Genomic DNA, 20,757 nt, shown 5'->3' with positions numbered 1-20,757 from the left:
ATTTAAGTATTTTGATAAAGACTAAGAATCTCAAAATCTTGCCCTCGTAAAAAGAATTTTTCTGGCAACGTAATTTTTGCTACAAAATTTTTTACTGATTTACTTGATAAATATATTGTAGCTGTGGTATTACTCTGCTCGTCGTTATTTATACATGCTGATAGTAGAGTAATTATTTGTTCTAATTCTTCGTCATTTTTAGGGTAGAGCTGTAAATCAAATTGCTGATTGCCAGTTGCATTTTCAATTGATGAAAAGCTTTTAGCAGTGATTTTAATACCGCCCTCATCTTTAATGATATCGCAATTAACAACTACTAGACTTTTGACGTCAAGTAGATGTACGTAATCTTTTAAAACCTCTTCGCTAAAAATACTTAACTCAAATATATTTTCAGGATCAGAAAGCACTAGGGTAACAAATCTACCTCTTGCTGACATACGAGAATCTTTCTTTTGTATTACACCAGCAATCATTACTCTATTACTGCCATCAGGCAAATTATTATGTAAGTCAGCCGAGCTTAAGATATTTAAGCGATTGAATATTTCTTTATATTCTGTTAGCGGATGATTTGAAATAAATAACCCCATGGCCTCAAATTCATAAAAAGCTAAAGTATTTTTATCAGCGTAATCACTTGAAACTAATATTTCTTTGCTTAAGCTAGAGACTTTAATTAAACTAAATTGATTAGATGCCTGCTCTTCATGATAAGAAACCGAATATGCAAGAAGCTTAGAAATGCTTGAAAATAATTGCAATCTATTATCATGTAATTCATCAAAACAGCCAGCTTTAATTAGATTTTCAAGTAATTTACTGTTGATAGCTTTTGGTGGTAATCTCTCAATAAAATCAACGATCGATTTAAAAGCACCTCTTGCCTTTCTTTCTTCTTCTACTAACTTACCAAAATTCGGCGTGACTCCTTTTATAGCTCCAAGTGCGAAGATTATAGAACTATCAATGTCATACCGCGGCTTGACCGCGGTATCTTTTAATTGGTCTCCATGGATACCGCGGTCAAGCCGCGGTATGACAGACTTTACACTAAAATACCCACCTGAAATATTAATATTTGGTGCAATGATTTTTATATTATTATCTTTTGCTTCTTGTAGGAATAAATTAATTTTATCGTGATTATTTAGTTCAAGATTTAAGCATGCAACTACGAATTCTGCTGGATAATTAGCTTTAAGATATGCTGTTTGATATGAGATAACCCCGTAAGCTGCGGCATGTGCCTTGTTAAAACCATAACCAGCAAATTTAGCAACAGTTGCGAAAATCGATTTAGCTTGAGCCTCAGAAATATTATTAGCTATTGCACCTTTAACAAAAATTTCTTCTTGTTGTTCCATCTCAGCTTTAATTTTCTTACCCATGGCTCTACGAAGCAAATCAGCAGCTCCTAGCGTATAACCAGCTAAAACTTGAGCAATTCTTTGAACTTGTTCTTGGTATATTACTACTCCATAAGTTTCTCCTAAGATAGGCTTTAATAACTCATGCAAATAATCAGGCTGCTGTAATTTATGCTTACAAGCTATATAGGTTGGAATATTTTCCATAGGTCCAGGGCGATATAACGCACCAAGAGCTATTAAGTCATGTATGGAGTCAGGTTTAAGGCGTCTAAGGGCATCTTTCATCCCAACACTTTCAAACTGGAATACGCCGACTCCTTTACCTTTACATAACATTTGATAAGTTTTTTCATCATCAAATGTCATATCGTTAAAATCTATTTCTATATTTTGTTCTTTTAACAATTTCTTACAATCGGTAATAACAGTTAAAGTTTGCAGCCCAAGAAAGTCGAACTTAATTAAACCAGCAAGCTCGCAATATTTCATAGAGTAGCCGACTACCAACATATCGGAGTTAGCATCTTTATATACAGGTACTATATCAACTAAATCAGTACCAGCTATTACGATTCCTGCTGCATGTGTTGAGGAGTGGCGATGCAGCCCTTCAAGAATTAATGAGGTATCAAGTACTAGCTTAATTAATTCTAGCTCACCCTCTAAATTATATAATCCGTTACCTTTAGCAGCATTTGCAAGTTCTGGCACTTCTCGTATTGCCTGCTCAAGCGTAACGGGGTTTATTGCACTAAACGGCACTAATTCAGTTAGATAATCTGCAAATTTATAGGGCAAGCTTAGTACTCGGGCAACATCCTTAATTACCGCTTTTGCCTGCATTTTACCGAAAGTTATAATTTGTCCTACTCTATTATTACCATATTTAGAACGTACATAATTAATAACTTCTTCTCGTCTTTCCTGACAAAAATCAATATCGAAGTCAGGCATTGAAATACGATCTGGATTCAAAAATCTTTCAAATAATAAACCAAATTTAATAGGGTCAAGATCAGTAATAAGCAAGCTCCAAGCAACAACTGATCCTGCTCCTGAACCTCTACCTGGTCCTACTAAGATGCCTTGATTTTTACTCCATTTTATAAAGTCGGATACGATCAAAAAATAACCAGCGAAATTCATACTGCATATAATATTTAGCTCATAGTCAAGACGAGCAAAATACTCAGTTTTAATACTTTCTTGGTTTTCTACAGAAATATGTTCAGATTTGAATTTTGTATCAAGTCTTGCAAGTAATCCGTCTTTTGCTTCTTTTCTAATTAAATCAGTTTCACTAATGTCTTTAGTAGCAAAATTAGGAAGCATTGGAGGGTTTGTATGGGCAGCAAAATAACAACGCTGTGTTAAATTTACTGTATTTTCGATAGCACTAGGTAGATCGGCAAAAAGCTCGATCATTTCTTTTGCTGATTTAAAATAACAATTCTCACTAACTGTTTTACGATCAGGATATTCTTTAGTAACACCGGCAGAAATACATAATAATACATCATGTGCATCATGCATGCTTTTTTTGCTGAATAGTACTTTATTAGTAGCAACAAGCGGAATATTTAATTGTGATGCTATTTTAATATAAGTATCTTCAATAAGTTGCTCTTCGGGTAGATCGTGCCTCATAATTTCAAAGTAGAAACGATCTCCAAAAATTTCTTGCAAGTTTCGTGCAAACATTTCAGCTTGTTCTTCTTTATTAGCAAGCAAGCATTTTCCTATAACGCCTTCAGTATAACAACATAATACTATTAATCCCTCTTGATGTTCTTTTAAATCCTCAAAAGTAATATGGTTGCATATTTTACGATCATTTGTAGTAAAGGTGATACTGGATAGTTTAAGCAAATTTTTATAGCCAGTTTCATCTTTAGCTATTAGCAAAATTTCAGCAAAAACGTTTGCTTCATATTGTATATTTAAAATAACCCCGTGAATAGGCTGCAAACCTTTCTTTATTGCATATAAAGCAAACTCTAGCGATCCAAATAAATTCTCTTTATCTGTCAAGCAAATAGCAGGCATTTTATAAGAAGAGGCAAGCTCTACTATTTTTTCAGTAGTTAATGCACTCGCTAAGAAAGAATAGGAACTTTGAGTTCTTAAATGTATAAATTCAGTTTGCATTTTTAATTAGTGTTAAAGTGTATGATTTTGTTGTAGAGTCCTATGTCATTCTTAGCAACGGCGGGAATCCAGATTTTTAGCTGTCATCCCGTGACTTGATCACGGGATCTTGTATCACAGATTGTGTCCTGAGATACCTAAGGTACAAGCCGCGGTATGACAGACTTTTTCTGGATTCCCGCCTATGCGGGAATGACATCAGCACTAAATCTTACTTCCTACTGTATAATATCTAAAGCCTATGCTCTTCATTTTATCAGCTTTTAATATATTTCGTAGATCAATCATTATAGGTGTTTTTACCAAACTATAAATTTTCTGCCAATCAAGTGTTTGAAATTCACTCCACTCGGTAGTAATAACTATAGCATCAGCAGAATCACAAGCTTTGATTGCTGCGGAATCTAGATATAACAAATTTTCATTTTGAAAAGTTTTTTGGGAGTTTTCAAGACCCATGGGATCGAATGCCTTAACGTATGCACCTTTATCTAATAAATTTTTAATGATCTCAATTGCAGGGCTTGCTCTAACATCGTCGGTACCTGCTTTGTAGGTTAAGCCTAAAACTGCTATATTTTTACTTTTTAAATTTTCATCTAATAAAGTAGCTATCTTATCTACCATCAGGCTCGGACGTTCTTTATTACTTCTAATCACTGCTTCAAGAATTTTAGAATCTATGTGATTATTCTTAATGATACTATTTAATGCCAAGATATCTTTTGGAAAACATGAGCCTCCAAAGCCAGGTCCAGCATTTAGAAAGGCTGTCCCAATTCTTTTATCAAGCCCCATTCCTTTAGATAAATTTTTAATATCAGCCCCAATTTTTTCGCATAAATTAGCCATCTCATTAATAAAAACAATTTTAGTAGCCAAAAAACTATTTGAGCCATATTTAATAAGTTCTGCTGTAACTAAATCAGTTACTACTAATTCTGCTCCATTATCTGTTAAAGGCATATAAATCTTTCGTAATATATCCTCTGATTCTTTATTATTTACACCAATCACAATACGATCAGGATATAAAAAATCTTCTACAGCATTTCCTTCACGTAAAAATTCCGGATTTGATGCAACATTAAATGAGAAGCCTTTTTCTTTTAAATAATTAATGATATTATTACAACTATTCGGTGGCACAGTTGATTTGATAACTATTAAACAATCTTTGTTTATATGTAGAGATACTTTATCTATTGCCTCATAAACATAACTTAAATCGGCTTCGCCTGATTCTTTAGAGGGTGTACCGACTGTTATAAATACTGCTTCGGTATTGTTAAGTTCATCATTATAAAAGCTAGCAAACTTTAACCTTTCATGTTCCAAAGCTTGTGTAAAATATTTATCAAGTTTAGCTTCATAAATTGGTAATATTTTCTTATTTAACTTAGAGATTTTGGCTTCATCCTTATCAAGGCAAGTGACATTATGACCTAGATAGCTCATCATAACGCCTGAAACTAATCCCACATAGCCGCTACCAATAAATGTAATATTCATAATTTTTGATGATTTTTTCTAGATTATACTTTATATTTAACAAATATTACAAGTCTAAAACTTGCGTTATCTTTTAATCGATTTATAAACTCGAATGAATTTTCTCAAAAAAGCTTTTATTAGTATTTTTACAACTTTTGCTGCATTGTTTCTAATTGCATATTTAATTTTTTATAGTGCAAATCATGGACATATGAATAAGCCTTTAAAAAGAGTAATTGAATTTTATTTAAGTAAAAATGATATCAAAGCTGTAATAGATGACTTAAATTTTAAAGAAAATCACTTAATAATTAATAAAATTTCTTTATATCTTATAGATAATGCTGAAGGGGAAATTAATGACCTTGATATTACTTTAAATTTCAAAAATCTATTTTCTAATTCATTAATAGAAGCATATTTTAATGTAGCTCAATTTTCGGTAATATCAAATAATAAGGAAGAAATTATAAATACTCAAATAAATGGTGATTACTCCTTAAATATATTCCAAAGAAATATTTTAACTAATATAAACCTAACTTCAATAAAAAGTGATATTTTAACAGATGAAAAAGGGGCAGGGCTGCCGCTTGGAAAAGCTGTATGTGTTTATAAAACTAGCAATACAAAAAATAACCCTAAAATAGCTGATTGTAAGCTGAATTTTGGGAATAAAGCTTCTTTATCTTTAAACAGTAAAGTAACCGATAAAAACATAGATGCAAATGCCAATATAGTAAATATTCCTCTGATAATTTACCAAACAGTAGAAAAAATTATTCCTAACAATCCTGTGATATCGTATTTGCGGGAGCATATAAAACAAGGTCACATTCAAAACGGCGAATTGAGCATTAAACTAGATAGAAAATTTTTAAAAGAAAATATTTTAGAAGATGATAATTTAAAAGCAAATTTGCATATATCAAATTTTGAATATAAATATCATAAGGATTTACCTGCTTTAACTAAACTTGATACTAATGTAGTTATTTCAGGGGCAGAGGTAAAATTTTTGATTAACGAGGCTTATAGCGGTAACAGCGTTCTATCTAATGGTATTATGACTTTTAAATGGGAAGGACCTATTAAGTCACAATTTGTTTTTAATGCTACTGCTAAGGGTGAAATTAGTGATTTAGTTGATTTTATCCCAAATGATGCATATCAGAATATTAAAAATGAAGATATTGATTTGAAAGGAATTAAAGGAAATGCCAATTCAATAATAGAGATAATAATTCCTATCAATTCTGAAATCGATAATAGCTGTAATGTTACCTCAACATTAACTGATATAAATTTTAATACTTTAAGTAATAATATATTGTTACAACAAGGTGAGGCAAAAGGTGTTTTTAAAGATAACCAATTAAATATTACTGGTAAGGGTAAAATCAATAACTATGTAAGTAAATTTACTTACGACCACGATATGGTAGATGAAAATAATAATTGCCTGCTTAAAATACAAAGTAATATTACAGCAAATAATAAAAGTTTTGGCATATTAAAATTAATGTCAGGTAGTGCTGTTTTAGATTTTGAATATAAGAAACAAAATAACAATACAACTATTGATCTTAATTCTAACCTTGATAATTTAGAGTTTTATATAGATAAAGTAGCTATCCACAAACAGTTGCGTAAAAAAGCTAATTTAAATATCCATACTAAATTAAGTGATAAGGGTTCAGATAGGAATATCGAATTTAATCTGTCAGGGGATGATAGTTTAAAAATTAGTGGTAATATCTTAGCTAAGAAAGATACTTATAATATATCCTTGCTCTCCATCAATCATAAAAATACAAGATTAAGCGGAAAAATAACTATAGATAGTCATAATCTAAATACTGAAATTTATGGAAGTGTGTTAGATCTTTCAAACTCTAATATGATGGAGTTTTTACAAAAAGATGGTGATTCCACACGTAATGTAACGTTAAAAACTAACATATATAAAATTTTATTAAAAGATAATGTAATTTTAGATAACTTTGATTTAGCGATTAAATGTGATAAAGTACGCTGCTTCTCTGGCTTTCTAAATAGCAATATTTCTAATAATGGTAAAGTGAAGATGTCTCTTACTGCACAAGAAAGCTATGAACAATGGTTAATTGAGTCAGATAATGCTGGAGCATTACTTAAAGGGCTTGGGATGTATAGTTCTATGCAAGACGGTTATGTTAAAATTAACCTGAATACTAGAAGATATAAAGTTAAAAAAGGCGATATAATACCAATATTAGATGGTAAATTCTATATAACACGTTTTGCCTTAACCGATACTCCTTTTTTAACAAGATTAGTTTCTTTTGTTTCAATACCTGGTCTTCTTAGCTCGATAACCAATAATAAGAATATTTCATTTGAAGATATGAACGGTAATTTTAGTTATCAAGGAAACGTAATTACATTATCCGGTGCAGAAGCACACGGACCATTTTTTGACTTTACTATGAAAGGTAATATTGATACCAACCAAAAATTAATTCAAATTAAAGGTAACGTTATCCCATCATTTTTCTTCATTAGTAGTATTGTAACTAAAATACCGGTAGTAGGTAAGATATTTTCTAAGGTCGCACCTTATTCTTTAAAAATACAATATAAATAATATGTTTTTGATAAAGAAAATAAGTATAGATAAAATATATTTACTTGGGATTTTGCTCTTAGGTCTAATTTCTGGTTTCACGTTTAATTTAATTTTTTTTACCGTTCCGTACCAATTATCCGAAGCAAGATATACAACCGATATAATAGGTTTAATATCGCTTGCTGCTTTTCCTTATTGTTTAAAGGTTGTATGGTCTCCCTTTATTGATAAATATTCTATTCCTTTTTTATGTTCTAAATTTGGAGCAAGGCGTGGCTGGGCAATAGCATCACAGCTATGCCTAATTTTAGCGATGACCGGATTTTTAAGCTTTAGCCCTTGTGATAATATATATATTACAGCCACTATATTATTTATTATCTCTTTTTGTGCAGCTACTCAGGATATTGTACTTGACGCATACCGCATTGAGAGACCTACTTCAAAAAAAGAACTTTCTTTAGCATTTACCTTCGGTAGTATTGGATTCCGACTTGGTATGTTACTCGGTAGCGTCGGTGCTTTATATATATCGGTTATTTTTGATTGGAGTACTGTTTATAAATTGGCTATTTGTATTACTCTTCTTGGACCTATGATTGTTTTATGCATTAAAGAACCAAAGCCGAAACAACAATCTCATAGAACGAAAGATTTAATAAATCTGAAACAATATTTTGAAGTTATTAAAAGCAGTATTATATCCTTGAAGAACGAACAACGGCATTTATTGTTAATCATGCTGTTTGTTTTTTTATATAAAGCCGCTGATTCTATACCTATGGCTATGAGTTCACCTTTGTTATTAGATTTAACTTTTACTACTCATGAAATAGCTTTTATTTACAAGGCTTACGGATTACTTATCATGATAGTAGGAGGAGCATTAGGCGGAATTTTATCAACAAAAATCGGTATATTACGCAGCGTTTTAACCGGCGGCGTTATTCAATTACTTTCACCTCTTATGTTCATGATCCTTGCTATTGTCGGATATAACGTAAAGATATTTATAATAACTATTACTACGCAAAATTTTTGCATTGGTTTTGCTGGAACTATTATCTCTATATATTTTGCAAATCTCTGTAATAGTGAGTTTATTGCTACCCAATATTCTATTATAGCATCTTTTAGCTCGGTTGGTCGTATTGTTTTAGCTGCTCTTGGTGGCATTTGTGCAAAATATCTTCCTTGGTCTTTATTCTTTTTTTGTAATACGTTATTTAGTATGTTATTTATACTGGTCTTCTTTAAAGTGTATGGTAAGAAAATATAGAGTATCGCAAATAGCAAATTACTTAGGTAATTCGCTATTTGCGTAGAGTAAGGATAAATTTATCCCTATTCCTAATAACTAAACAACCCTCAGCTATAAGCTGAGGGGTTATAAAGTGGAATCGATTAGAAATCGATCATCATTCACAGGTTCACCTTCCTGTTCATCAATATAGTGCTGTATCATTTCATCAGTTATATTACCTGAACTGACTGCCATATAGCCCCTAGCCCACAAATGATTGCCCCAAAATTGTTTTCGTAAATGAGTAAATTCTTGCAATAAAATTCTTGAGCTAATGCCTTTTAAATACTGTACTAACTTGCTAAGAGATATTTGCGGCTTATATGAGATAAACATATGTACGTGATCACATGATATTTTCCCTGAAATTATATGTACTTCATGTTCCATACAAATCTGCCTCAGTAAATCTCTAGTCCTTTCCGATACTTTGCCTATCAATATTCTCTTCCTATATTTTGGTATCCATATAAGATGCACTTTTAAATCATACTGACTATGACTATTCTTTCTATAACTTCTCATATTTCTTGATATAAATTCATTGCTAAAGCAATTTCATTATATCTTCCCTTCGCCTAAAGGCGAGGGATTTTTGATCCCCGAAGGGGGACATTAAATGTTTTCTACTTCCTGACCTAACATATTCACATTTGATTCTTGTGAGTTGTTTACAGTATAATCTATGTCAAAAAAACTAATTTTATTAAATATAGCGTGCTTTATTTCGGTTGGTAAAATATATAAATCACCATATCCTTCTTTCCCTATTCCTGCTATTTTTAAAAAATTTTCATTTTTATAGTCATTTATTTTTTTAAAATTTGGTATTTCTTTATTGTTATAATTCCAAAACTCTTCAAGCGTACTTTGATCATATTTTTTGTATAATTTTAAATATTTATTTAACTCTACAGCATTTTTATCTTCACTAAACAATTTTAATTGTTCCCATAAACTTTCTAATTTTGCTTTATTGTTTTTGGTTATTATATTAATTTCCTTTTCTAGATCATTATCAATAGAATTTCTGAATTTAAAATTAGTTATGAATTGGTTTTGTTTAATAGCTTCTAACAAATCTTTTTTCATTTCTGGAGTTCTTGGAAACCAATGCACGCTAGTTGTACTATATAAGGTACCGGTAATATCATAAACTGCCCCTTTTTTTAAAACCGCTATCAATGCTTTTACACCTTCAGAGTCTAAATGACTAACATCAAGACTATGTATATTGTTTTCTTCAGAGTTTGCTATTATTTCTAAAACTTTATTTATAATTTTTTGATTTACTCCCTCACCCCATCCTCCTACTAGCACTTGGTTTAAGCTTTTATTTAAAGTAAATAATTCTTCTAATTTTTTTTCTAATGTTTGATTATCATTTACTTTCTCATCTAAATTAAAAGAAATGTTACCTAAATCCAAAATTTTTGCAGTAGTATTTTTTGAAATATCTTCTAATAATGAGCCTAATTCATTAAGAGTTTTATATTGGTTGGATATATCTATTTCAATTTTATTGTTCAACATATTATTCCCCTATTGTAATTTTGAAATAATATTACATTAATAATTTATTAAAATATCAAGAATTTATTAATAAATTTACTTTTTAAAGTTAAAAAATTAATTACATTTACTAATTTAGGGCAAGTTTAGTACGCTAGGGTGTGTTAAGAAAAATAGCAATTCTTGAAAAAGAAAAAAAGAAGTATATTATATAGTTATGAAATTATATTCTTTTCAAGAACATTTATCAGAGCTGAAAGTAAGATTATCTAGAATATTTATTATTTTTATAGTTGCATTTGCTATTTGCTATTATTTTAGTGATAATATTTATAGTTTCTTATTAGAACCGCTTGCTAAATTAAGTAAGGATAATTTACGAAATATAATCTATACTGGACTTACTGAGGCATTCTTTACTTATATTAAGCTTGCAGCTTTTGCAGCTTTCGCTATTATTATACCAGTAATTGCTTTAGAATGTTACTTATTCGTTAGTCCTGGATTATACCATCATGAGAAAAAAATTATTGCGTTTATTCTTTTTATATCGCCTATTTTATTCTGGTGTGGTAGTATTTTCGTTTTTTATTTCGTAATGCCAAAAGCTTGGAATTTTTTTCTTAGTTTTGAAAAGCGTGATTTAATAGTACCGATAGTTTTAGAAGCTAGGATTAGTGAATATTTAAATCTAGTTATTCATCTAGTTATAGCTTTTGGTGTTGCCTTTCAACTTCCAGCTGTTTTAATAATATTAAATATATTAAAAATAATTACAATAGAAACACTTAAGCAAAAAAGACGTTTTGCGATAGTTATTAACTTTATTATTGCAGGAATATTAACTCCTCCAGATATACTAAGCCAGTTTGCTCTTGCAATACCGCTGCTTTTATTATATGAAATTTCAATAATAATATGTAATTATATAGAAAAAACCGAGGTCATAAATGCTAAATATTAAATGGATTAGAGAAAATCAAGAATTATTCGACGAAAAGCTTAGGCAGAGATTTATTGAACCTATGGCGAAAAGAATCGAAGAGCTTGATGGTAAAAAAAGAAAAATCACTAATCTAATTCAAGAATTTCAGCACGCACGTAAAGTAAAGTCAAAAATTTTAGGTAACATAAATCCTAAAAGCGGCGAGGAATTTGAAGGATTACAAAGAGATGTCAAGGACATCAATGAAAAGCTAGAAGAACTCGAACAAGATTTAAATAATAATAATGAGCTAAATGAGCTATTAAATACTCTTCCTAATATTCCTGATGAAGAAGTGCCATATGGTATTGATGAAAGTATGAATAAATTAATTCGTACTCATGGAGAAGTAGATCTTAATGCTCAAAATAAAAAACAACATTTTGAGCTGGGTGTAAAACTAGACCTAATGGATTTTGAGCAAACAGCGAAAATTTCAGGTGCTAGATTCGTAACATTAAAAGGTGATTTAGCAAAATTAGAGCGTGCTTTAGCCAATTTCATGCTTGATATTCATACTGGAGAGTTCGGTTTTCTTGAAGTGTCGCCTCCAGTGCTAGTTCGAGATAATGCTATGTATAATGCGGGTCAGTTACCTAAATTTGCCGATGAATCTTTTGCAACCACAAACGGCTATAGGTTAATTCCAACTGCAGAAGTATCGTTAGTAAATATGGTTGCCGATACTATTATTCCTCGTGAAAAATTACCTATGAGACTTGTTGCTTATACACCATGCTTTAGATCAGAAGCAGGTAGCAGTGGTCGAGATACTAGAGGGATGATTAGATTGCATCAATTTAGTAAAGTAGAGCTTGTATCTATTACAACACCTGAAGAGTCAAAAAACGAGCATGAATACATGACTAACGCTTCAGAAACTATCCTACAGAAACTAGGATTACCTTATCGCACTATGCTACTTTGTACAGGCGATATGGGATTTGCATCACAAAAAACTTATGATATAGAAGTTTGGCTTCCTGGACAAAAGCAGTATCGTGAAATTGCTAGCTGTTCTAATTGTGGTGATTTTCAAGCACGTAGAATGAAAGCACGATATAAGGAATTTGGTAGTCATGATACTACTTTAGTTCATACCTTAAACGCTTCTGGCTTACCAATTGGTAGAACTATGGTTGCAATTTTAGAAAATTATCAAAATGAAGACGGTTCAATAACCGTACCGGATGTTCTGGTAAATTACATGGGAGGGTTACAAAAAATCACTGCATATAAAGAATAATCATTTATTAAACGTAAATAATTAGGTAAAGTTTTGTAATAATGTTTATTACATGATAAAGTTTTGCAGTAAGTGTTTGCGATTATAGCTTGGTGTTATAATAGGACTGGATCGTTACATGGCTTGTTTTTCCCGTCATAAGCTACGCGACTAAAAGAAGCGTGGCTATCTCATGAAACACCATATGATTTCTGAGATTGCTTAGTCGGAACTTTTAGTTTATTCTCGCAATGATGGCTCTCAACCCATGCAACAAAGCCTTCAAGGGATGACAACAAATTAATTTAAATTAAGGTTATTTGTGTTTAGTGGTTTACGAAAGTTTGATAAGGATATATATAATTATAATGCTCCGAATTTTATACCTATAGCATGTCACTATAATGAGCATACTTTGCTTACCAAGGATGGTAAGTTACTACAAATTATTAAAGTCTATGGTATCAGTTCGGAAAAAATTAGTGATAAAATACAAAATTTACGTGAAATAATTAGAGCTTCTGTAAAAAAGCATACAAATAGTTATGATTTTGCTTTTTGGATGCATACAATAAGAGAAAAACAAAATTTAGACGATCCTACTCCGTATAAAAAATTATTACCTGCTAACATCCATGCATTATGGCAGAGAAAAAACCACTGGAATGATAAATTTGTTAATACTTTATATATTTCCATAGTACATGATTCTGCCAAGATTAAAATTAAAAATTTTGGCTCCTTGATAAATTCTTTATCAACTAAATTAATTGTAGACTTTGAAAATAAATATTTAGAGTCTGCTGTTCAGAAGCTAGAAAGTCTTGCTAATAATATTTTGAATGACTTAAATGAATTTGATGCAGAAAAGCTTGGGATAACATTTGAAAATGAAAACACATTTTCTGCACCTTTATTTTTATATAACCGAATAGCTAATATTAACGATAGTGATTGTTTAGTACCTATAATAGATTTATCAAGTGCAATAGGTAGAAGTACTTATACGATTAGCGGTGATAAAATGATAGTAACGAATCAGGAGCAAAATAAAAAATTTATTTCCTTGTTATCTATCAAAGAATATCAGGAATCTCCTTCTGAAGCTCTGGATAAGTTCTTACAGCTGCCGCTTGAATTAATAATAACCGAGATATTTTACTTTGTTGATAAAAAAGTAGTGACTGCTGCTTTAAAGGGGCAGGATTATATTTTAAAAATTACTAATGATAATAACTTAATTGAGCATAAAGGGATTAATAAACTTAATGATAATAAATCTTCTTTTGAGTTTTGTAATCAACAGATTTCAATTGCTGTTATAGAAGAAGATGAAGATAAACTTACTGCTTCTGTTGCAAAAGCTGCAAGAGAGCTTTTTAAACTTGGTATTGTTCATGTAAAAGAAGACCTTAATATAGAACAAACATTTTGGGCACAATTACCGGCTAATTTTGCTTTCATACGAAGAATGTCGCCTTTATTGTCAGATCATATAGCATCTCTTGCTGCTCTGCACAACTCACCTTTAGGTAGCCAATATACTTCTTGGGGACGAGCATTAACACTACTTAGAACAGAAAGAGGTACTCCTTATTTCATGAATTTTCATGATAAAACTGGTAGGGGTAATACTTGTATTTTTGGTACAGAAAAAACTGGTAAAACAGTATTATTAAATTTTCTGGTGTCGGAATCAACTAAGTATGATCCAACAATAATTTATATCTCTAATAGCAATGATTCTAAAATTTTTATCGAAGCATTAGAGGGTACATGGTTGGAAATTGATAAGCAAATTATCAATCCATTTTTAGTAGATGATACAGAAAAATCGCAAGCTTTTATTTTAGAGTTTTTAAAGATGTTAAGTGGTCATTATATTTCACTGCTTAATGAAGTAGAACTAACTTTTTTAGAAAAACTCAGAAGTAAAATTTTATCAATTGATAAGGAAAAGCGAATTTTTTCTGACATCTTAAAATGGGAAGATTTTAAAGAAGAGGGTGGCAGTACAATATTAGATAAATTAAAAGGTTTCACAGAGGGACAATTATATAGCGGTTTATTTGACCAATCAGTTTTTAATATTAATGAAAGCAATATTGTCGGTCTTAATTTATATAAGCTTTCAGATGAACCTTTTGCTAAGCAATTCTATCCAAGTGAAAGAAAATATTTAGAACAATTTAATAATAACTTAAAAAAACATCAAAGTGTTTGTGCTAGTGTAGTTTATGCACTTACTTACCATTTAAGCTTAGTAGGTCCTAAACCTAAAATATTTGCTGCAGATAGTTTTGATAAACTCTATAAACCTGAAATTTATAGTGATAATATAAGCTTAATTTTTAATAATTTATCTGAAAATAATGGTGTCTTTGTAGGTAATTTTAATTTTATTTACCTTAAGGCATATCCGAAATATACTTTAAAAGCATGGCTTGAAATAATTAATACTAAAATTATTTTACCGTCTGATGTAAAAATCGAAGATCTAGATGAGATTTTAGGTTTAACAGATTCAGAAATACGTAAGTTATCGCAATTAATACTTACCAGTAGAATGTTTTTAATTAATAAAGATAATGAATCTATAGCTTTAGAATTAAGTATAGCAGCATTAGTCGGGGTCGTGCGTATTTTATCAAGTAAAAAGGAAGAAATGGCTATCTATAAAGAAGTGCTAGAAAAATACCAAGGACCGCCAGATAATTGGATTAATTATTTATACGATGCATTAAAGGTAGACTAGTCTACCTTTGATATTTCAAGATTTGGCAAGCCAAATTTCGGGATTCGCCTGTGCTCACGTAGTTATCTACGCTCCGCAGGCTCACCGCTTATTTGACTTCCAAATCTTAAAATATCTGCGGTATATGACTACTATGTAACAATATATAACAACTATTTTATAACAATTACTCAAAGTGTTGAAAAAATATTTATTATTTTTTTTATTTCTATTTTGCTCAATTAATACACATGCCAGTATTTGGGGTGATATAGGTGGTTGTATTACTGATCCTTGTAATTGTGGGCAAAGTGAAAGAACAGAAACTTGGAATAAAGGTCCAAATGAAATAACAAAGACATTTAAAACAGGTGCAAATTGTCCTCCTTGGAATAAAAGTGATGGTCGTGATACTGATAATTGTTTATTACAATTTGATTATCCTGGTAGATTTGTACCTTTTGTATTAAATAGATGTGCTCAAGCGTCACCAGACAGTACCTATTTTACTCCTAAAATAACTATTAGAATTCAAAGTTGTAATGCTGCTGCTTGTTGGTCTCAGAACGCTAATTTAAATTGGGATGGACAATGCGTATTATGGCCAACCGGTTATGGCTTACCGCTAACTAGAGTTTGTGCCAGAATTGCAGTGCCTGCAATGGCACCTCCTCCTGGAATAAATTCTGATCCTTCCCCTGCTGATCCTGGATATACTGAAGGATTTCATCTTAATAAAGTTGGTTTTACCGATAGTGACGATACTATAGTTGGGGTAGACGGACAAATACTTACTATTTCTTCCCCTAAGCTTTGTGCATATAGTGATCCAGGCCTTGTAAATCTTGTTTCAGATTCAGGAGCACATACTGACCTTGTGGACTGGAATCCTAATAGTCAACCCCTACATAAAACTACTAAGTTGAGTCCAATTGCCCAAGTATTAAAATTTTTAGTTACTACACTTGGTGGGGCAAATATACCAAGTTTGCTTTCTAAACTGCTTGGTATGATAAGTCAAGATTCGGAAATAATAAAAGTACTACAAACTGTACTTAACGCTATAGGTGACCTATTTAATTTCTTCCCTAATAAGGTAATAATACCAATCATTGAAACTTTTTGGTCTTTAAACGGTTCTGTAGATGATTTTTCTTTCGGTTGTGTACAATTACCTTTAGGTCCTTACCCGCCGCCATTTTGTAAAAGTTTAAACGAGCTTAGCGTTCCTGCGGTCGTTAATAATGTATGTAGTGTTAAAAACCCTGATGGAACTTTTAATCAATCTTCCGTTGTTTTGCCTTGCGTAGTGTCAAATGTTAGAAATAATATTATTAATAATACAGTACGTGTTAGTTTTAATAATCTTATACCGATTTGTACCGGTACCAATCCTGATCTTAATACTTGTGTAGAAATAAAAGGGGTATTTACTTCAGCAAGTAGTGCTCACGTAGCCACTGCGTATACAGATTTTATTAAACCTTGTAGTAGTTCTTCAAATGGTGTTCCTTGCATTAATACAAATATAAAATTAACTTGCGATGTTGCTGCTAATGGTTGTAATCAAGGTTTTAGAATAGTATATTCGCAGGTTATGGGTAGCCTTGAAACTCCTAGTGATTATTTTATAAGCGATATACCTGATTGTGGTACTGCAAAAGCAAATAACTCAACTTCTTGTCAAAAAATATGGGGAGCTAATATAGGTCAGTTTGTTGATGTAAGCGTACAATTTCCTTTAGAGCAAAAGCAAGATAAAGATAGTTTAATGCCAATACAGCAAAGCTTTACTTTAAATGATAGTAACAATAAACCTCGAAGCCTTTATGCTTCTATTAGTAATACTAAAACAGATACACAAGATCCAGCAGATATCTGTGTATTTGAATCGAGTAGTTTAGCAGGATGTGTTCCTAGAGTAAGTGATTCATATAGTTTAGCTACTTATGAATGCGAAAAACAATATTCGGGAATTACTTGCCCAAGTAATAGCTATTATACTCCACAATTTGTTGCTTCTATGCAAGTAATAGATGATAAGGGTAATATTATAGATCAAACTAGCACACTTGTAACCCCATTATCATATGCAGCACCTGACCCTAATAATCCTAATGCTACAGAAAGTATAGTAACGCTTGCTGGTTATAATTATAGTTCCTCTGTTGCATTTATCCCTAAAGATCCCCCAAAATATCCGGATGATAAATATATTGCTATGCCATTTTCAGGTCCTAATTCATTAAACCAAATAACAATTCACGGTGTATATAAAGATAATGTACCGCCTTATGACAATAATGGTAATCCAAACCCAAATGCAGTCTATTTAAAATATTTGGAATATATAAATGGTAAATATGTACAAGGTGGAACGCATACCTGCTTAATGCCTAAGAATTTCCAGCATTGTAGCCCTGTGCCACCACCACCATCAACAACACCTGGTAATCCTAATAATAATCAACAAATAAATTGTGTGCTTGCTAAATTAGATCAGCCAAATACTGTAGATTGTAGCGTATTTAAAAGTGAAGTTGCTAATTATGCAAATCTTAGTTTATGTGCAAGTACAAGCGGTTGTTCTCAAGTAAAAACTTTATCAGGTGCAGGAAAAGGTATTACCATTTATAGTTGTGCTAATAATACTAAATGTTATACTAATAATGATAATCCTAATACTCCTGTGTGCGTCTTAACTACAGACTATTTAAATAGGTTAGAACCTAAATCTAATTTAGGCTCTATATTAGATGCTACTCAATATTATAAAGTTACATTTTATCCTAGTGATGATCCTGCAAAACCTAATCAACCAATATATGATGTTAAGGTTTCAGATGTAAGAGATAAAACTTGGCGGGAATTAAATTTATGTTCGCCTATTTTAGCTCCTGTTTGTTCTGCAATTACTTCTCCTCAAGCTGCTGATGGTAATGCATTGTGGGGTGAAACAGATATAGGAGAGTTAAGAGTAGGTACATGTCCACCTAATTGGGTAGAAATAGATCCATCTTTAGATCCATATCCAAATCTGGAACCAAAAGGAACAAGCCTTAAGCGTTATTGTTTATCAAATTTTGATAAAAAAACTATTGAATTTGAGCCTTTAGGACAAAATATCGGGTGTAGAGAATCAAAAGGACTACCTATAGAAATTATTGAAAACAATTTTCCTACAGAACTAGTAAACACTCCTTATGATCCTACTACAAAAACCGGTGATTTTATTTTAAATGTAATACCAACTCGGAGTTCACAATGGAATGTTATGGCATTCCCTAATGACCCTAGAACTTTTATAGATGCTTCAAATGAACCTGGCGGCACAAAATTATTTACCATAACATTTAAAGTAACTTTAGATGCTATTATGGCAGATATTGATTACTTTAAAATTCTAGATTTATGGTATGATGATTGTACACTTGTATATGTTAACGGTACAAAACTTCTTAGTGCACCTATACCATCACAAGATTCTTTGGATCAAAAAGCTTATTGTAATAACGGTAATGATCAAGGACAAGCATTACAAGCTAAAAATTTACCGCTTGATATCAAGCCTTATTTAAAACAAGGAGAAAATATTATAAAATTCCAGCTAAGAGTTATGTATGGCGGTGGACTATATTACCATATGCAATATAAAATGCTTAGGTAAACGATGAGTTGGATTATTTTTTACACCATAATTTTTGCTTTACTAGTTCTTGATTTAGGAATTATTCATAGAAAGAACGAAGTAATGAGTTTTAAACAAAGCTTACTCTTTAGTCTTTTCTATTTTACAATATCATGCTTATTTGGCATTTATATTTATTATAATATGGGAGCAGATAGCACACGTGAATATTATACTTGCTTTCTAATTGAAAAGGCTATGTCGCTTGATAATATCTTTGTTATCTCAATTATCTTCCAATTTTTTAAGATTCCGCAAAAATATCAACATCGTGTTTTATTCTTTGGCATAATTGGCGTAATAGCTTTTAGGGCTGTAATGATTTATGGCGGGATTATGCTTATAAATAAATTCGTCTGGTTATTATATATTTTTGCCGTGATACTTATTGTTACGGGCGTAAAAACTTTTTATGTATCTCATAAAACCTTTGATATACAAAATTCTTATCTTTATAAGTCAATAATAAAATATCTAAATGTTACGTCTAACTTGGAGGGGGATAAATTCTTTGTTACACGTAATAAAAAACTATATATTACTCCTCTTTTTATCTCTTTGGTATTAATAGAGGCAATAGATTTAGTCTTTGCCATAGACAGTATACCCGCTATATTTGCTATTACTAATGATGCCTATATTATTTATACCTCAAATATTTTTGCTATTTTAGGGCTTAGAGCTTTATTCTTCTGTCTTGCAGAAATTGTTGAACGATTCAGCTATATCAAATACTCCTTAGCATTAATTTTAATATTTATTGGAATTAAAATATTTATTCATCATTATATAGCCATTCTGGCTTATATTTCTTTAACTGTTACTATTACTTTATTGCTATTGGGCATATTTGCTTCTGTAATTAGAAAAAATATAGTTGACCGCCAATAGGCTAAAGATATAATATCCTTAAAAATTTTTCCAAGATAAATATAATGATCAAATTACTACAATTATTTACTGTTGCTTTATCCATTTTTATTACTAATACTGTTTTTGCCGAAGAAAATATAAACGAGCAAACCGGCTTTTATATAGGTGGGGAAGGCGGCGTAGTTGAACCTGTTATTAGTAAATTTCGCCATAAACATTCTAATACCGAAATTATTTTAAAAAGGGCAGGTATGTATAGCGGAAAAATAGGTTATACAATTTATCCGCAAATATCTGTCGAATTCTCGGCAACTTATCAACCTAAATATCGTCTGCATTACGTATTACCACCACAAAATTTAAGCAATGGTTTAACTATACCTAAAACTCCTGGGAATACTAAAGTATTTTCGAACATATATATGTTAAATCTTATTTATGACTTAGAAGAGATGAATGGTATTACTCCTTTCGTAATAATAGGTGGTGGTATAGCTCAGGTAAAAGTTAAGCCTACCTCTTCAAAATGGGATGTTATAAATAGCGATTATTTTAAAGTAAGAAAAACACATAAAAATTGTGTTGCTTGGCAAGCAGGGCTCGGAGTTTCAAAATCTCTTTCTTCAAATTTTAGTGTAGATCTAACTGCAAAATTACAAACAGTATATCGGGTGAGAATTAATTATGACACACTTGATATGAAAACAGGACAATTTTTACCCGCAAAACCTATTAAAAAAACTATAGGTGTTGGAGAATTTGATATAGGATTTACTTATAGATTGCCATTTTAAAGATTCTGTGAAATATTTAT

Annotated in this window: 12 protein-coding genes and 1 pseudogene; 8 read left to right on the top strand and 5 right to left on the bottom strand. The window is 31.0% G+C overall.

The window, feature by feature from the left end; all coding sequences use genetic code 11:
- Positions 1-2 precede the first annotated feature (2 nt).
- Both dnaE and BA173_RS04460 read right to left on the bottom strand, forming a co-directional pair.
- Positions 3-3,521: a DNA polymerase III subunit alpha gene (gene dnaE, locus BA173_RS04465; protein WP_068041590.1), complete on the bottom strand. Its 3,519-nt coding sequence runs from the start codon at positions 3,519-3,521 to the stop codon at positions 3-5.
- A gap of 204 nt (positions 3,522-3,725) precedes the next feature.
- A complete protein-coding gene (locus tag BA173_RS04460) occupies positions 3,726-5,033 on the bottom strand; it encodes a UDP-glucose dehydrogenase family protein (protein WP_016948526.1) in 1,308 nt (435 codons plus the stop codon).
- 94 nt (positions 5,034-5,127) lie between these two features.
- Here BA173_RS04460 and BA173_RS04455 point away from each other — a divergent pair, with 94 nt between their 5' ends.
- The gene (locus BA173_RS04455) at positions 5,128-7,641 is read left to right on the top strand and encodes an AsmA-like C-terminal region-containing protein (protein WP_068041593.1); all 2,514 of its coding nucleotides are present in this window, start codon (positions 5,128-5,130) and stop codon (positions 7,639-7,641) included.
- Position 7,642: 1 nt separating this feature from the next.
- Positions 7,643-8,902, top strand: coding sequence for an AmpG family muropeptide MFS transporter (locus tag BA173_RS04450; RefSeq protein ID WP_068041596.1), 1,260 nt, complete (start codon positions 7,643-7,645; stop codon positions 8,900-8,902).
- Positions 8,903-9,010: 108 nt separating this feature from the next.
- Here BA173_RS04450 and tnpA read toward each other — a convergent pair whose 3' ends face one another.
- Together tnpA and BA173_RS04440 are read right to left on the bottom strand one after the other, a co-directional pair.
- Positions 9,011-9,451 carry an IS200/IS605 family transposase gene (gene tnpA, locus BA173_RS04445; protein ID WP_095568239.1) on the bottom strand — a complete coding sequence of 147 codons (441 nt, stop codon included), beginning with the start codon at positions 9,449-9,451 and terminating at the stop codon, positions 9,011-9,013.
- Positions 9,452-9,541: 90 nt separating this feature from the next.
- Positions 9,542-10,459 carry a hypothetical protein gene (locus tag BA173_RS04440; RefSeq protein ID WP_068041297.1) on the bottom strand — a complete coding sequence of 306 codons (918 nt, stop codon included), beginning with the start codon at positions 10,457-10,459 and terminating at the stop codon, positions 9,542-9,544.
- A gap of 196 nt (positions 10,460-10,655) precedes the next feature.
- On the opposite strand from BA173_RS04440, the gene tatC reads away from it, so the two are divergent.
- The 3 genes from tatC (at position 10,656) to BA173_RS04425 (ending at position 15,403) form a co-directional block, all read left to right on the top strand.
- Complete coding sequence (gene tatC, locus BA173_RS04435; RefSeq protein ID WP_068041295.1) at positions 10,656-11,402, top strand: twin-arginine translocase subunit TatC; 747 nt, start codon at positions 10,656-10,658, stop codon at positions 11,400-11,402.
- Positions 11,389-12,669, top strand: coding sequence for a serine--tRNA ligase (gene serS / locus BA173_RS04430; protein WP_068041294.1), 1,281 nt, complete (start codon positions 11,389-11,391; stop codon positions 12,667-12,669). The genes tatC and serS overlap by 14 nt, the downstream gene beginning before the upstream one ends.
- 301 nt (positions 12,670-12,970) lie before the next feature.
- Complete coding sequence (locus tag BA173_RS04425) at positions 12,971-15,403, top strand: VirB4 family type IV secretion/conjugal transfer ATPase (protein ID WP_016948107.1); 2,433 nt, start codon at positions 12,971-12,973, stop codon at positions 15,401-15,403.
- A gap of 2 nt (positions 15,404-15,405) precedes the next feature.
- On the opposite strand, the pseudogene BA173_RS08200 reads toward BA173_RS04425, so the two are convergent.
- Positions 15,406-15,531: pseudogene (locus BA173_RS08200) on the bottom strand (palindromic element RPE5 domain-containing protein); the annotation flags it as partial.
- 47 nt (positions 15,532-15,578) lie between these two features.
- On the opposite strand from BA173_RS08200, the gene BA173_RS04415 reads away from it, so the two are divergent.
- The 3 genes from BA173_RS04415 to BA173_RS04405 are packed head-to-tail and all read left to right on the top strand — an operon-like array spanning position 15,579 to position 20,737.
- Positions 15,579-19,049, top strand: coding sequence for a hypothetical protein (locus BA173_RS04415; protein ID WP_068041291.1), 3,471 nt, complete (start codon positions 15,579-15,581; stop codon positions 19,047-19,049).
- Between the two features lie 3 nt (positions 19,050-19,052).
- On the top strand, positions 19,053-19,961 hold the full coding sequence (locus BA173_RS04410; protein ID WP_068041286.1) for a TerC/Alx family metal homeostasis membrane protein: 909 nt from the start codon (positions 19,053-19,055) through the stop codon (positions 19,959-19,961).
- A gap of 44 nt (positions 19,962-20,005) precedes the next feature.
- A complete protein-coding gene (locus BA173_RS04405; protein WP_068041283.1) occupies positions 20,006-20,737 on the top strand; it encodes an outer membrane beta-barrel protein in 732 nt (243 codons plus the stop codon).
- The last annotated feature ends 20 nt before the right edge of the window (positions 20,738-20,757 follow it).

The organism is Rickettsia sp. MEAM1 (Bemisia tabaci), from assembly GCF_002285905.1.
Classification (GTDB): domain Bacteria; phylum Pseudomonadota; class Alphaproteobacteria; order Rickettsiales; family Rickettsiaceae; genus Rickettsia.
The sequence above is the reverse complement of the archived record's forward strand: the minus strand, read 5'-3'. Positions and strand labels throughout refer to the sequence as shown.